The sequence below is a fragment of the Micromonospora sp. NPDC049275 genome, from assembly GCF_043197115.1.
In the GTDB taxonomy this organism is placed as follows: domain Bacteria; phylum Actinomycetota; class Actinomycetes; order Mycobacteriales; family Micromonosporaceae; genus Micromonospora.
In genome coordinates, this window is sequence record NZ_JBICSN010000001.1 from 1086823 (window position 1) to 1100801 (window position 13979).

The following is a 13979-nucleotide window of genomic DNA, read 5'->3' on the forward strand; positions in this document are numbered from 1 at the left end:
ACGAGTGAGGAGTACCCGTGGCCGAGGCTGTCTACGCCACCCTGCACACCAACGCTGGCCCGATCCGGCTGGAGCTCTTCCCGAACCACGCTCCGAAGACGGTCCGCAACTTCATCGACCTGGCCGAGGGCAACCGGGAGTACACCGACCCGCGCACCGGTCAGCCGGGCAGCGGGCCGTACTACGACGGCACCATCTCGCACCGCGTGATCAGCGGTTTCATGGTTCAGATGGGCGACCCGACCGGCACCGGCCGGGGCGGACCGGGCTACAAGTTCGCCGACGAGTTCCACCCGGAGCTGCGCTTCGACCGGCCGTACCTGCTGGCGATGGCGAACGCCGGACCGGGCACCAACGGTTCGCAGTTCTTCATCACCGTCTCCCCGACGCCGCACCTCAACAACCGGCACACCATCTTCGGCCAGGTCGCCGACGAGGAGTCGGTGAAGGTCGTCGACTCGATCGCGAACACCCCGACCGGTCCGAGCGACCGTCCGCTCCAGGACGTCGTCATCGAGCGGGTCGAGATCGAGCGGTCTGCCGCCTGACGAACCCGCGAGGTACCTTTGCTCGCATGATTGAGCGCTCCGGAGCACCGCGCCGGCCAGCGTCGGTGAGCCGCGCGGTGGCGGACGGAGGATCGGCCCGGTGAGCGAGTCCCCTCCGACCACCCCGGTCTGCTACCGGCACCCCGGTCGGGAGACCTACGTCCGGTGCACCCGCTGCAATCGGCCGATCTGTCCGGAGTGCATGCGGGAGGCGTCGGTCGGGCACCAGTGCCCGGAGTGCGTCAACGAGGGACGTCGCACCGTCCGGCCGGCACGTACCGCCTTCGGTGGTGGTACGGCCGGCCGGCACGGCTACGTCACCAAGGGCATCATCGCCCTGAACGTGCTGGTCATGCTGCTGTCGATCGCCTCCGACCGGGGCGGGGACGCGGCCGTGGGCGGCTCCGGCTTCGGCGGCCTGATGGGCGGCGGCACCCCGCTGACCAACTGGGGTTCCGTGCTCGGGCTGGCGGTCTTCCCCGACGGCACGCTCGGCGGCATCGCCGAGGGCCAGTGGTATCGGCTGGTCACCGCGATGTTCCTGCACTACGGCGTCATTCACCTGCTGCTCAACATGTGGGCGCTGTGGGTGCTCGGCCGGTCGCTGGAGGCCAACCTCGGGCCGCTGCGCTTCGGCGCGCTCTATCTGGTCGCGGGCCTCGGTGGCAACGTGGCCGCCTACCTGTTCAGCGCCTCGAACTCGGCGACGGCCGGCGCGTCCACTGCCGTCTTCGGCCTCTTCGCCGCGCTGATCATCATCGAGCGCAAACTCGGCCGGGACATCTCCCAGGTGATCCCCATCCTGGTGATCAACCTGGTGTTCACGTTGACCGTGCCGGGCATCTCCATTCCCGGGCACCTCGGTGGCCTGGTGGTCGGCGCGGCGATGTCCCTGGTGCTCGCGTACGCGCCACGCGGCCGACGCACGCTGGTGCAGGCCGTGGGCGCCGCGATCATCCTGCTGATCCTGCTCGGCCTGGTCCTCTTCCGCACCGCCCAACTGCTGGGCTGAGATCTCGGGGCGCACGAGCGCGGATGCCCGCACTCGCGGGCCGGGCCGGCACTGCCGGGAGCGGGCCGCCGCTGGCATGCTGGGCGGGTGGATGACATCTCCCCGGTCCAGCAGTGGCGGGTGCCGGCGAGCCTACCGGCGGCGAAGCTGGCCGGTGCGGTCCTGCTGGTCGCGCTCGGGCTGATCTTCGCCGACGGCGACCCGCTGCGGTTGGTGCTGGCCGCCCTGGCCGCCGCCGCGCTGGTCGGTTGGGCGGTACGCGACCTGGTCGCCCCGGTCAGATTGACGGTGGATCCGGCAGGACTCACGGTCATCAGTGGGTTCGCTGGTCGCCGACAGCTGCCCTGGCCGGAGATCGAGGCGATCACCGTGGAGCGGCGACCGCGATGGGGGCTCACGTCCGAGGTCCTGGAGATCGACGCGGGCGAGTCACTGCACCTCTTCGGCCGATACGACCTGGGCACCAACCCGGAAGAGGTCGCCGCCACGCTACGCGCGGCCCAACGCTTCTGAGCCGCATCATCGGCGCGCGCCCGCGTGCCGGCGGAGGGAGAGCGGGCCCGGGGGCAGTCAGTCGGTCCACGGACGACGTAGGATCGGGTCAGCCAGGTTACCGGGGAGTAAACATGAGTGACGCGGTCATCGTCGGCGCGGTACGCACCCCGGTCGGGCGGCGCAAGGGCAGCCTCGCCGGTGTCCACCCGGTCGACCTGTCGGCCCACGTGCTGCGCGCCCTCGCGGAGCGCACCGGCCTGGACCCGGCCCAGGTCGACGACGTCTTCTGGGGCTGCGTGTCCCAGGTCGGTGAGCAGTCGTGGAACATCGCCCGCAACGGCGTGCTCGCCGCCGGCTGGCCCGAGACGGTGCCCGGCACCACGCTTGACCGGCAGTGTGGCTCCAGCCAGCAGGCACTGCACTTCGCCGCCGCGACAGTCCTCTCCGGCCAGGCCGACCTGGTGGTCGCCGGCGGGGTGGAGTCGATGACCCGGGTGCCGATGGGCTCCAGCGTGGCGGGCGGCATGCCGTTCAGCGACCAGCTCCGCGCCCGCTACCGGGGCGTCGAGGGCTTCGCCGAGGACGCGCCGCTGCCGTTCAACCAGGGTGTCGGGGCCGAGCTGATCGCCCGCCGGTGGCGCCTCTCGCGTACCCAGCTCGACGAGTTCGCGCTGGCCAGCCACGAGAAGGCCGCCGCCGCGCAGGACGCCGGGGCGTTCGACCCGGAGCTGACGGCGGTGCCGCTCGCCGACGGTGGCAAGTTCACCGCCGACGAGGGCATCCGCCGGGACACTTCGCTTGAGAAGCTGGGCGAGCTGGCCACCCCGTTCCGCGCCGACGGGGTGGTCACCGCCGGGTCCGCGTCCCAGATCTCCGACGGCGCCGCCGCACTCGCGGTGACCACCTCCGAGTGGGCCAGCCGGCACGGCCTGCGGCCGCTGGCCCGCATCCACACCGCCGTGGTCGCGGCCGACGACCCGGTCACCATGCTCACCGCACCCATCCCGGCCACCGCGAAGGCGCTGCGCCGCGCCGGGCTGGGCATCGAGGAGATCGGGGTGTACGAGGTGAACGAGGCGTTCGCCCCGGTGCCGCTGGCCTGGCTGGCGGAGACCGAGGCGGACCCGGAGCGGCTCAACCCGCGCGGCGGCGCGATCGCCCTCGGTCACCCGCTCGGCGGCTCCGGTGCCCGGATCATGACCACGATGCTCCAGCACATGCGGGACAACGGGCTCCGCTACGGCCTGCAGACCATGTGCGAGGGCGGCGGAATGGCCAACGCCACGATCGTCGAGCTGCTCTGATCCGGCGGCTCGCCGCCAACCGAGGACGTCGAGCTGCTCTGATCCGCTGGCTCGCCGCCAACCGAGGACGTCGCGCTGGTCCGACCGCCGGCTCGGCCGCAAGCCGAAGAACGCCGCGGTGAAATGGCCTCGCCCCGGGTCAGGCACGCCGCCTAGGGTGCCCATCGTGACGACGATCGCCGACGAGCGCGCCCCCGACTGGTCCAGCGACGAGTGGCAGCAGGAGGCCCGATCCTGGGTCGACGAGCAGCTCGACAGCGCCGGCCGGCGGGTCACCGGGCCGGTGGAGCCCCGCGTCCGGCCGTGGTCGCTGGTCTGGCGGGTGCCGACCGAAGGTGGGCCGGTCTGGTTCAAGGCCAACAACCGGGGCACGACGCACGAGGCGGTCCTGATCGCGACGCTTGCCGGGCTGACGCCCGAGCGGGTGTTGACCCCGATCGGTGTGGACCGGGAGCGCGGCTGGTCGCTGCTGCCCGACGGCGGCGAGTCGCTGCGTGACGTGCTGGAGCGCGATCCCGACCTGACGCACTGGGAGCGGGCGCTGCCCGGGTACGCGGCACTCCAACTCGCCACCGCGTCGCGCGCCGACGAACTGGTCGCCGTCGGCGTACCGGACCACCGCCCGGAGGTGCTGGCCGGGCTGCTCACCGAGCTGCTCGACGATCACGAGTCCCTGCGCGTCGGCGCGGAGGGCGGGCTCCCCGTCGAGACGTACGAGCGGCTGCGGGCGGAGCTTCCGGCGTACGCGCAGCGGTGTCGCCGGCTCGCGGACATCGGCATTCCGGCCACTGTGCAGCACGACGACCTGCACGACGGCAACGTCTTCGCCGGCCCGGCCGGGTACCGCTACTTCGACTGGGGTGACGCCTCGGTGGCGCACCCGTTCGGCACGCTGCTGGTGACCCTGCGCTCCATCCGGTACGCCACCGCGTTGTCGGCCGACGACGCCAGCCTGGCCCGGCTGCGCGACGGCTACCTGGAGGCGTGGACCGACCGCTTCGACCGTCGCACCCTCGTCGAGGCCGTCGACCTGGCCCTGAACCTGGGCGCGGTGAGCCGGTCGCTCTCCTGGCGGCGGGCACTGGACACGGCCGACCCGGCCCGTGCGGAGTACGCCGAGGCGGTGCCCGGATGGCTCGCGGAGCTGTTCGCCGCCACTCCCCTTCAGCCCGATCGCTGACCGGTATCCGTCCACGTCGGAAGTCGGACAGGCGGTGCGACCCGCCGCGTGGAACTTCCAAAATTTCGACGTGACCCACGTCACCGGCGTCGGGGAGGTCGTTGGGCAGGTCATGGACGTCTTCTCCCGAACGTTCCTCCCGGCCGCCACCGAGGCCGGCCTTGCCGTACAGACCGTGAGCCGGCACATGCCGGTCTTCCGCCGCTGCGTCGGCTCCGGCGACGCCACCATCCTGGTCACCCGTTGCAGCCGCCCCGACCGCCCGGTCACCGGCGACTACCTGTTGCTGCTCACCCACCGTCGACTGGTGGTGACCCAGCAGACCCGGCTGCTGCACCGGCTGCGTCTGCACCTCAACACCGAGCTGCGCGAGCTGAGCAACGTCACCTGGAGCCCGGACCCACGGCTGGGGTCTGTCGAGTTGGCCGCCACGGCGATCGACGGCATCCGCGAGCGGTTCCTCGTCCGCACCAGCCACCCGAAGCAGGTGTGGCAGCTCGACGCGTTGCTCAACCACGCCTTCCGGACCCGCCTGCGGGCACCCCGGGAGCGGATCGTCGCCACCATCGGCGACACGCCGGCCGCCGTACGGCCAAGCGTTTTTCGCCCCGCCGTCGCGCGCTGACGTCGCTCGGGTCGGTAGCCCTTCACGTGGCCTTTACCGAACTCGAACACGCACCGATCGCGCCGAGCCGACCGGGTCGGCAATCATGGGCCGGTGACCGTCGAACCGCCGCACCGTGGGCTCGTCCTCGTGGTCGAGGACGAGCCGGCCATCGCCGACCTGGTCCGGCTCTATCTCACCCGTGACGGGTTCGGCGTACACCTCGAACGCGACGGCGAGGCCGGCCTGAGCGCCGCCCGCCGGCTGCGCCCGGTCGCCTGCGTCCTGGACATCGCCCTGCCCGGCCTTCCCGGCACCGAGATCTGCCGCCGGCTGCGCGAGGCCGGTGACTGGACTCCCGTCATCTTCCTCACCGCCCGCGACGACGAGGTGGACCGGATCGTCGGCCTGGAGTTGGGCGCCGACGACTACGTCACGAAGCCGTTCAGCCCGCGCGAGTTGGTCGCCCGGGTACGCGCGGTGCTGCGTCGTACCGCCGGGGGCCCCGAGGGGGCGGAACGGCCGCGTGTCGTCGGCCCGGTGACCCTCGACCCGGCCCGTCGGACGGTCACCGCCGCCGGCGTACCCGTGCAGCTCACCTCCACCGAGTTCGACCTGCTGGCGCATCTCATGGCCCGGCCCGGCCGGGTCTTCACCCGGGAGGAGCTGCTGGCCGGCGTCTGGGGCTATGCCGCGCACGCCGGAACCCGCACCGTCGACGTGCACGTCGCCCAGGTGCGGGCGAAGCTCGGCCCGGCAAGCGTCATCCGCACCCATCGTGGCGTGGGGTACGCGGTCGATGCCTGAACAGCCCGTGCGCGCCGAGTCGCCGACCATGGCGTTGCCGGTGATCGGCGTCCGCCCGCCGGCAACACCGAGGCGCAGCCGGCTCGGCCGGACGCTGACCGCCCGCGCGGTGCTTGTCACCTGCGCGGTGGCACTGGTGTCGGTGCTCGTCACGGCCATCGTCGCGGTGCCACTGGCGATCCGGGGCGCGGAGCGACGCGATCAGCAGGCCCTCGCCGCGCAGGCCCGACTCGCCGCCGAGGTGCTGCGCACCCGCCTGGACCGGGGTCGCACCGCCGACGAGGAGCGGCTCATCCAGCAACTGCGCGCCCAGGGCATCGACGCGTACCTGATCCGGCGCGGGACCGTCGACCGGTCGGGCCTGCCGACCCGCGTGGTGCAGCGGATCGGGCAGGGCCGCAACGTGTCGGCTCGTCGCCCGGTCAACGGCCACCGCGCCCTGGTGGAGGGTCGGGCCCTGCCCGGTGGCAACGGGGTGGTGCTGTCCCGCGCCTCGTCGGACGGGCTGTGGGCGCAGGTGCTGCTCAGCCTCTGGCTGCCGCTGCTGGCCGGGTTGGCCGCCGGCGTGGTGGCCGGTCTCCTACTGGCTCGCCGGCTGGCCCGACCGATCCGCGTCGCGGCCACCGCCGCCGCCCGGCTGCGCGCCGGGGACCGCGCCGTCCGGGTGCCTGTCGAGCCGCCGGACGAGGTCGCCGACCTGGCCGAGGCGTTGAACGGGTTGGCCGCCGCGCTGACCACCAGCGAGGGCCGGCAGCGCGAGTTCCTGCTCTCCGTCTCGCACGAGCTGCGGACTCCGCTGACCGCGATCCGGGGGTACGCCGAGGCGCTCGCCGACGGCGTCATCGAGGCGGACGGGACCGCCGACACCGGCCGGACCATGCTGGCCGAGGCCCAGCACCTCGACCGGCTGATCGGCGACCTGCTGGCGCTGGCCCGTTTGGAGGCCGCCGACTTTCCGCTGGAACCGGTGCCCGTCGACCTGACCCGGCTGGCCGCCGACGCCGAACCGACCTGGTCGGGCCGCTGTGCCGCCGTGGGTGTGTCGTTCCGAGTGGAGACGCCCGGTCAGCCGGTGTCCGTGTACACCGATCCGGGTCGGATCCGACAGGTGGTGGACGGGCTGCTGGAGAACGCGCTGCGAGTCGTACCGCCGGGGTCGCCGGTGGTGCTCGCGGTCCGGCCGGTCGGCGCGGACCCGGCGGCCGGCGGTGTGCTGGAGGTCCGCGACGGCGGACCCGGCTTCACCGACGACGACCTGGCGGTGGCGTTCGAGCGGGGGGCGTTGCACGAGCGCTACCGGGGAGTGCGCAAGGTGGGCAGCGGGCTGGGGCTGGCGCTCGCCGCCGGGCTGGTCCGCCGGCTGGGCGGGGATATCGTCGCTGGTCACGCGCCCGAGGGCGGGGCCGCCTTCACGGTCCGGCTGCCCGGTGATCCTTACCGGATCCGTACATCGGCCTGACGGTCCGCTCGTCCTCGCGGGGAAGGCTGAGGGCTCCACGGACGAGAGGGAGAGTCATGCCACGTTGGGGATTCGTCACCGGCACCACGGCACTGTTCGCGGCGGTGGCGCTCGGCGTCAGCGGCTGCGGCGCGGCCGAGGTGGTCAGCCAGCCCGCGCGGGACGCGGCGGTCGAGGTCGCCGCGGCGATGGGTGCGGAGGGTCAGGCCCTGACCGCGATGGGCTTCGACGCCACCGACCTGGACGTGCAGACCGTCGCCGCACCGGCCACCCCGACGCCCGGCGCCTCGCCGACGGCCAAGGACAAGGACAAGGACAAGCAGAAGCGTGGCGAGGAGTGGCGCAAGCGCCACCAGGCCCGCGTGCAGCTTCGCAAGAACACCCTGCACGGCGAGGCGGTGGTGCAGACCAAGGACAACGGTACGCAGACGGTCGCCGTGCAGCGTGGTGAGGTGACCGCCATCGACGGCGACTCGATGACCGTCAAGTCCACCGACGGTTTCACGATGACCTGGACCTTCGGGGACGACCTGCGGGTCGTCGAGCGGCGCGCGACGGTGCAGCCGAGCGAGGTCAAGGTCGGCGCGAAGCTCGGCGTGGCCGGCGCCAAGGACGGCGACAAGGGCGTCGCCCGGCTCATCCTCATCCCGCGCGACAAGTGAGCGATGGGCCCCCGGGTGTACGCCCGGGGGCCCGCACTGCTCAGGCGTGATCAACACGGGTTCGGTGAATCGGGCTTGTCCCGGTCGATGCGATGCCCCGATTTCGCCGAAACCGTGTTGATCAAACGAGCCCTGAGCGCCCGGCGATCAGCGGCTGGGCGGCAGGGCGTAGCCCACGTAGCCGCGGAACTCCAACCGCCAGCCGGCCGGCACCAGCTTCGCGCAGGCCGGCTGACTGCCGGTGCAGACGATCGCGTCCACCGAGGCCGGGTCGGCCGGCGGCCGTTCCGGCAGGACCGACTGCAACGACACCAGGTCCGGCGAGCGGCCGTCCGGCTGGCGCAGCAGCAGCCACCACGGGTACTCCCAGTTGTCGTTCTGCTCCACCAGCCCGATCCGCCGGGCGCCACTGTCGCGGACCGCCGCCGCTGCCCACCGGAACTCGTCGGCCCACTGCGGCCGGCGGAGGAACCGGGTGTCCCAGTCCGAGGTGGTGAACACCGAGCCGGAGCCGACGAGCCGGCGCGGGAAGCCGTACGACAGTGCGAGCACCCCAGCCAGCGCCGAGGTGGCCAACACGGCGACCACCGCCAGAGTGGCCACCGATCGCCGCCCACGGCCAGTCGTCGGGGCCGCGCTCGTCGCACGGCTGGCGTGGCGGCGCAGGAGCGCGTCCAGCCACAATCCGGCGAGCGGCACGGCGAGGACCAGGGCGTAGAGCAGCAGTCGGTTGCCCCACGGCTGCCACTTGAGCAGCGCGGTGTGCAGCACCATGGTGGCCAGCACCACGACGGCGTACGCCCGTAGCGGCCCCACCTGCCCGGAGTCGATCCGGCGCGGGCGGACGAGCGCGACCAACGCGCCGAGCAACGCCACCGCCCCGGCGATCGGGAACGCCACCCGGTCCTCGTCCGGGTACCAGGCGGGCACCGGAAAGACCTCCCGACCGAAGGTGATCGCCCGGTCCTGGGGGTCGACGCCTATCGCGTCCGCGCCGTCGATGATGGCGTCCGCGCTGGCGCTGCGCAGTGGCGCGAGCGGTGTGTCGAACGCCGTGTGCCCGATCCGCAGCGCGTTGACAAGTACCGACGCCGGATCGTGCCGTTCCATCGGGATCGACTCCCGCAGCCGCGGCGGGCCCAGCGGATTTCCGAACTCGGCGCTCACCCGGGCCAGGAACGGGCCGACCACGAGCGCCGCGACCACCAGGATCAGCGTCGAACCAGCGGCGACGCGGACCACCCCGCGGACCGGCCGAATCCGACCGGCGGCCGGTGCTCGGGCGGCCCGGGCCAGCCGGAGCTGGGCCAGGCCCCAGAGCACCAGCAGTGGGCCCACCGCGATGAGGCCACTGGTCTTGGTCAGCGCCGTCAACCCGGTGGCCGCACCCAGACCGAGCAGCGTCCCCCAACCGGTCCGCCGGCGCAGCCCGTCCAGGACGAGTGTCGCCGCGCACGCCACCCACGCCGCGCAGACCAGGTCGGTCTGCGTGCTGGTCGCCTGGAGTACGACCATCGGGGTGCTCGCCAGCACGAACGCGGTGATCAACTGAGCACGCCGGCCGCCGCCGAGCTGCGCGGTGATCCGCGCGGCCACCAGCAGGCAGAGCACTCCGGCCGCCCACTGCACCAGGTTGTGCAGCACGTCTGAACCGGTGAGCAGGCGCAGGTGCAGGAGCAGGTACTCCGCGCCGGGCGGAATGGTCACCTGCCGGTGGATGGCGGTGGGCCAGAAGTCCAGGTCACCCTGGGCCACCCAGTGCTCGACCTTGGGCAGGTGGTACGTCTGCGAGTCGAAGTTGTTCGGCTCGGCCAGCAGAGCGACAAGCAGCTCAAGCAGCACCAGCCCGCCTACGGTGCCGGCGAGCAGCCGCTCGCCCCGACTCGTCGTACGCCAGATCTCGGCTGCCCTGGCGCGCAGACCGGCGCGTACCCCACCGGTCTGGACCGTTGCGGCGTCGTGCCCGCCCTCCGGGCCACGCTCGGCGAGCGGGGCGGACGTCTCCGGGCCGGCGCCGGCGGCCATCGCCGCGCCGACCGGCACCCGGCGGGGCGTCGCGGGCACGTCGGCGGGCGGGGCCTCCCGGTGCCAGCGCAGGCCCACCGCCGTCGCGGTGGCGAGCAGGTAGATCAGCCAGGCGGCGACGAACGCCGGCCGGGTCAGCGCGTGCAGCGCGCCGAGCACCTCGACGACGAGCACCGCGTACGCCCCGGTGACCAGGGCGGCGCGCACCGCAGCGAGCCGAGACGGCGCCACCGGGTCGACCCCGCGCGGTGTCGTCGCGACCGTGAGCAGGAGCACCGAGGCGGCGGGAAGCACCGCGAGCAGGGAGCCGGCAGCCGACATGGCGGGAAGTAAACACCATCCGGCTGGACCCGTCCCGCCCAATGACCGACGGTGGCGGCAACCGTCAGCCCGACACGCCGGGCTAGGCTATGCCCGACGTGTCGTCGCCACCGTGGAGATTCCCGTGAAGCTCTCGATCCTCATGCCGGTCTACAACGAGGAAGAACGCATCGCAGACGCCCTCAAGCAGGCGTTGGCGGTTGACTACCCTTGCGAGATCGAGTTGCTCGTGGTCGACGACGGCAGCCGGGACGGCACCGGCGAGATCCTCGGTCGCACCGACGACGCCCGCCTGCGGGTCATCACCCACCAGCGCAACGCCGGTAAGGGCGCGGCCATCAAGACGGCGGTGGACAGCGCCGAAGGCGACTACATGGTCATCCTCGACGCTGACCTGGAGTACGACCCGCAGGACATCCCCAGGCTGCTCGACCCGGTGCTCGACGGCCGGGCCACGGTGGTCTACGGCAATCGCACCTTCGGCAGCCACAGCGCCTACAGCTTCTGGTACGTGATGGGCAACAAGGGCGTCACGACGGCGGCCAACGTGCTGTTCAACTCGTACATCGGCGATCTGGAGACCTGCTTCAAGCTGATGCCGGTGGAGCTCTACCGGTCGCTGGAGGTGCGCTCGCGGGGCTTCGGCATGGAGGCCGAGGTGACCGGCAAGCTGCTGCGCCGCCGGATCCGCCCGTACGAGGTGCCGATCAGCTACCGGGCGCGGGGCCGCGAAGAGGGCAAGAAGATCACCTGGAAGGACGGCGTCGAGGCGATCTGGATCCTCGGTCGCGAGCGCGCACGCCGTCGTCCCGCGGTCTCGTCCGCGCGCTGATCGCCGCTAACCTTGAGTTGAAGTCCACTTCAATTCAAGGGACCGGTGATGCAGGACGCGTTGACGATCGGTGAGCTGTCCGTCCGCTCCGGCGTCGCGCCATCGGCGCTGCGCTACTACGAGCGGCTCGGTCTGATCCGCGCCGATCGCACCGGCGGGAACCAACGCCGCTACGCCCGCGCCGAACTGCGGCGGGTCGCCTTCATCCGGATCTCCCAGCAGGTCGGCGTCTCGCTGGACGAGATCCGCGATGCGCTGGAGTCGCTGCCCGGCGGCCGCACCCCCAGCCCGCAGGACTGGGAGCGACTCTCCGCGAGCTGGCGCGGCCGGCTGGACGAGAGGATCCGGCTGCTCACCAAGCTCCGCGACGACCTGGACGGCTGCATCGGCTGCGGCTGCCTGTCCCTGCAACGCTGCACGCTCTACAACCCGGGGGACGCGCTGGCCGGCGAGGGGCCCGGCGCCCGGCTCATGCTGCCCCGCACCTCACCCGACGGTGAGTAGCACCTTGCCGACGTGGTCGCTCGACTCGACCAGCCGGTGCGCCTCGGCAGCCTCGGCCATCGGCAGCCGCCGGTCCACCACCGGGCGGACCGCGCCGGCCTCGACCAACGGCCACACCTCATCGCGTACGCCCCGGACGATCTCCGCCTTCTCGGCCAGCGGCCGGGAGCGCAGCGCGGTCGCCGCGACGCTGGCCCGCTTGGCCAGCAGAGCGCCGAGATCCAGCTCGGCCTTGCGACCACCCTGCATCCCGATCACCACGAGCCGGCCGCCGGTCGCCAGCGCGGCGACGTTCCGGCCCAGGTAGGACGCGCCGACGATGTCGAGGATGACGTCCGCGCCGTGGCCGTCGGTGACCTTGCGGACCTCCTCCACGAAATCCTGCTCCCGGTAGTCGATCGTGTGCGCCGCGCCCAGCTCGCGCAGGCGAGGGTGCTTGGCCGCGCGGGCGGTCGCCAGGACCGTGGCGCCGAGAGCCGCCCCGAACTGGATCGCGAACGTGCCGATCCCGCTGCCCCCACCGTGCACCAGCAGCGCGTCACCCGAGCCGAGCCGACCCACCCCCACCACGTTCGACCAGACCGTGCAGGCCACCTCCGGCAGCGCCGCGGCGTCGACCAGGTCGACACCGGCCGGCACCGGCAGCAACTGCCCGGCGGGCACGGCGACGCGCTCGGCGTACCCGCCGCCGGCCAGCAGCGCGCAGACCTCCTGGCCGACGGACCACCCGGTCACCTCCGGGCCGATCGCGTCGATCACTCCGGAGCACTCCAACCCGAGGTACGCGGGCGCTCCCGGCGGCGGCGGATAGTGCCCCTGCCGTTGCAGCAGATCGGCGCGGTTGACGCCGCTGGCCCGCACCCTGACGATCACCTCGCCCGGAGCGGGCTCCGGATCGGGGACCTCGGCCCAGACCAGCGCGTCGGGTCCACCGGGCTGCGGAACGGTGATGGCTCGCATGGCCTCAGTCTTACCCGATGGGCCCGTGGGCCGCAGGAGCACCCCGGTCGAGCGGCCTGCGGGCCCGGGTTCCTTGAAACCGGGGCATCCAGGGCGATCTGACGCCCCGGTTTCATGGAATCCGAGTCGATCACGCCGCTGGACGCCGCGACGCGTGCCTCGGGTGACGCCGATCCGCGCCACAGTGGACGCTGTGGCCACCGCCTGGCCGGCGCTTCGGGGAGGGACGCCGAGCCGGCCGGCGGGTGCCGTGGCAGACTGTTCACGGCCGTACACCCGCGGGTGCCGGTCTGGGAGGGTTCGCCTAGTGGCCGATGGCGCTGGTCTTGAAAACCGGTAAGGCAGCGATGTCTTCGTGGGTTCGAATCCCACACCCTCCGCCACCGCTACTCCGAAGGGTCGACCGTCCGCCGGCTCTCGCGGATCGTCTCGTCGGCCAGCCGCTCGATCGCGCGGCGGCGCTCCTCGGCGAGCGCCTGCTCGTTCGGTCTGCGTAGCGCGGTGGCGACGGCGACCAGGAAGTCGCGCCAGATCCCTAGCAAGTATTCCCCCCGTGGAACGTTGCAGGCTGCCCACCATAGCGTCCGGCCGGTGACGCCGGACAGCCGACGCATCCGGTCGTTGGTTGGCCCGGAACGGGGTATGAAGGGCAGGTATCCGCCCACACCGGAAGGACGCCGTCCCGATGACTCTCGAACGACCGATCGCCCCGGACCCGTACGAGCTGCTGCCTACCGTGCCCTCGTTCACCCTGACGAGTGACGACGTGCAGAACGGCGAGCCGATGGACGCCCGGCACGCGCACGGCAGCACCGGTGGTGAGAACGTCTCCCCGCAGCTGACCTGGTCGGACTTTCCCGCCGAGACCAAGAGCTTCACCGTCACCTGCTACGACCCCGACGCCCCGACCGGCAGCGGCTTCTGGCACTGGGTGCTGGTGAACGTTCCGGTCGGCGTCACGCAGCTGCCCAGCGGCGCGGGTGGCGCGGCGGGCTCCGACCTGGGTGGGGCCTTCTCGGTCCGCAACGACTACGGCGAGCAGGGGTACGGCGGTGCCGCGCCGCCGCCCGGTGACCGCCCGCACCGGTACGTCTTCGCGGTGCACGCCCTGGACGTCGACCGGCTCGACCTCACCCCGGACGCGAGCCCGGCCTACGTCGGCTTCAACCTGACCTTCCACACCCTGGCGCGAGCGGTGATCCGCCCGACGTACCAGATCAAGGAGTGACCCGTACCCCGCGATCTTGCGCTTTCCGCTCATGGCGA

The 13979-nt window shown here is 72.5% G+C and carries 15 protein-coding genes and 1 tRNA gene; 13 read left to right on the plus strand and 3 right to left on the minus strand.

The genetic code is table 11. The features are described 5' to 3' along the window. Positions 1-17 precede the first annotated feature (17 nt). From ACGFIE_RS05120 to ACGFIE_RS05160, 9 genes are all read left to right on the plus strand, one after another. Positions 18-548 carry a peptidylprolyl isomerase gene (locus tag ACGFIE_RS05120; RefSeq protein ID WP_007453641.1) on the plus strand — a complete coding sequence of 177 codons (531 nt, stop codon included), beginning with the start codon at positions 18-20 and terminating at the stop codon, positions 546-548. A gap of 100 nt (positions 549-648) precedes the next feature. Next, positions 649-1560, plus strand: coding sequence for a rhomboid family intramembrane serine protease (locus tag ACGFIE_RS05125; RefSeq protein WP_393291085.1), 912 nt, complete (start codon positions 649-651; stop codon positions 1558-1560). 87 nt (positions 1561-1647) lie between these two features. After that, positions 1648-2073, plus strand: coding sequence for a PH domain-containing protein (locus ACGFIE_RS05130; protein WP_393291087.1), 426 nt, complete (start codon positions 1648-1650; stop codon positions 2071-2073). Between the two features lie 113 nt (positions 2074-2186). Continuing rightward, the gene (locus tag ACGFIE_RS05135) at positions 2187-3359 is read left to right on the plus strand and encodes a thiolase family protein (RefSeq protein ID WP_393291090.1); all 1173 of its coding nucleotides are present in this window, start codon (positions 2187-2189) and stop codon (positions 3357-3359) included. Positions 3360-3525: 166 nt separating this feature from the next. Continuing rightward, the gene (locus ACGFIE_RS05140) at positions 3526-4539 is read left to right on the plus strand and encodes an aminoglycoside phosphotransferase family protein (protein WP_393291092.1); all 1014 of its coding nucleotides are present in this window, start codon (positions 3526-3528) and stop codon (positions 4537-4539) included. Positions 4540-4651: 112 nt separating this feature from the next. Next, complete coding sequence (locus tag ACGFIE_RS05145; protein ID WP_393291310.1) at positions 4652-5164, plus strand: hypothetical protein; 513 nt, start codon at positions 4652-4654, stop codon at positions 5162-5164. 93 nt (positions 5165-5257) lie between these two features. Next, entirely contained in the window at positions 5258-5950 is a 693-nt protein-coding gene (locus tag ACGFIE_RS05150; protein WP_363680621.1) for a response regulator transcription factor, read from the plus strand. Beyond that, a complete protein-coding gene (locus tag ACGFIE_RS05155) occupies positions 5943-7409 on the plus strand; it encodes a histidine kinase dimerization/phospho-acceptor domain-containing protein (RefSeq protein ID WP_393291095.1) in 1467 nt (488 codons plus the stop codon). Before ACGFIE_RS05150 ends, ACGFIE_RS05155 begins: the two co-directional genes overlap by 8 nt. Positions 7410-7465: 56 nt before the next feature. Beyond that, complete coding sequence (locus ACGFIE_RS05160; RefSeq protein WP_393291097.1) at positions 7466-8071, plus strand: hypothetical protein; 606 nt, start codon at positions 7466-7468, stop codon at positions 8069-8071. 147 nt (positions 8072-8218) lie between these two features. Here ACGFIE_RS05160 and ACGFIE_RS05165 read toward each other — a convergent pair whose 3' ends face one another. Then, positions 8219-10417 carry a glycosyltransferase family 39 protein gene (locus ACGFIE_RS05165; RefSeq protein ID WP_393291099.1) on the minus strand — a complete coding sequence of 733 codons (2199 nt, stop codon included), beginning with the start codon at positions 10415-10417 and terminating at the stop codon, positions 8219-8221. Between the two features lie 124 nt (positions 10418-10541). Between ACGFIE_RS05165 and ACGFIE_RS05170 the strand changes: the two genes are divergently transcribed. After that, complete coding sequence (locus tag ACGFIE_RS05170; RefSeq protein WP_393291101.1) at positions 10542-11249, plus strand: glycosyltransferase family 2 protein; 708 nt, start codon at positions 10542-10544, stop codon at positions 11247-11249. A 48-nt stretch (positions 11250-11297) separates the two neighbouring features. Then, positions 11298-11753: a redox-sensitive transcriptional activator SoxR gene (soxR, locus tag ACGFIE_RS05175; protein WP_363680611.1), complete on the plus strand. Its 456-nt coding sequence runs from the start codon at positions 11298-11300 to the stop codon at positions 11751-11753. Here soxR and ACGFIE_RS05180 read toward each other — a convergent pair. Then, positions 11736-12713: an NAD(P)H-quinone oxidoreductase gene (locus tag ACGFIE_RS05180; RefSeq protein ID WP_393291104.1), complete on the minus strand. Its 978-nt coding sequence runs from the start codon at positions 12711-12713 to the stop codon at positions 11736-11738. The two genes, soxR and ACGFIE_RS05180, sit on opposite strands and share 18 nt — an antisense overlap. Positions 12714-13006: 293 nt before the next feature. Here ACGFIE_RS05180 and ACGFIE_RS05185 point away from each other — a divergent pair. After that, positions 13007-13096 (plus strand) — tRNA-Ser (locus ACGFIE_RS05185). 3 nt (positions 13097-13099) lie between these two features. Here ACGFIE_RS05185 and ACGFIE_RS05190 read toward each other — a convergent pair. After that, positions 13100-13255, minus strand: a complete 156-nt coding sequence (locus tag ACGFIE_RS05190) for a hypothetical protein (protein ID WP_393291107.1) — start codon at positions 13253-13255, stop codon at positions 13100-13102. A 143-nt stretch (positions 13256-13398) separates the two neighbouring features. On the opposite strand from ACGFIE_RS05190, the gene ACGFIE_RS05195 reads away from it, so the two are divergent. Beyond that, positions 13399-13941, plus strand: a complete 543-nt coding sequence (locus ACGFIE_RS05195) for a YbhB/YbcL family Raf kinase inhibitor-like protein (protein ID WP_363680605.1) — start codon at positions 13399-13401, stop codon at positions 13939-13941. Positions 13942-13979 lie beyond the last annotated feature (38 nt).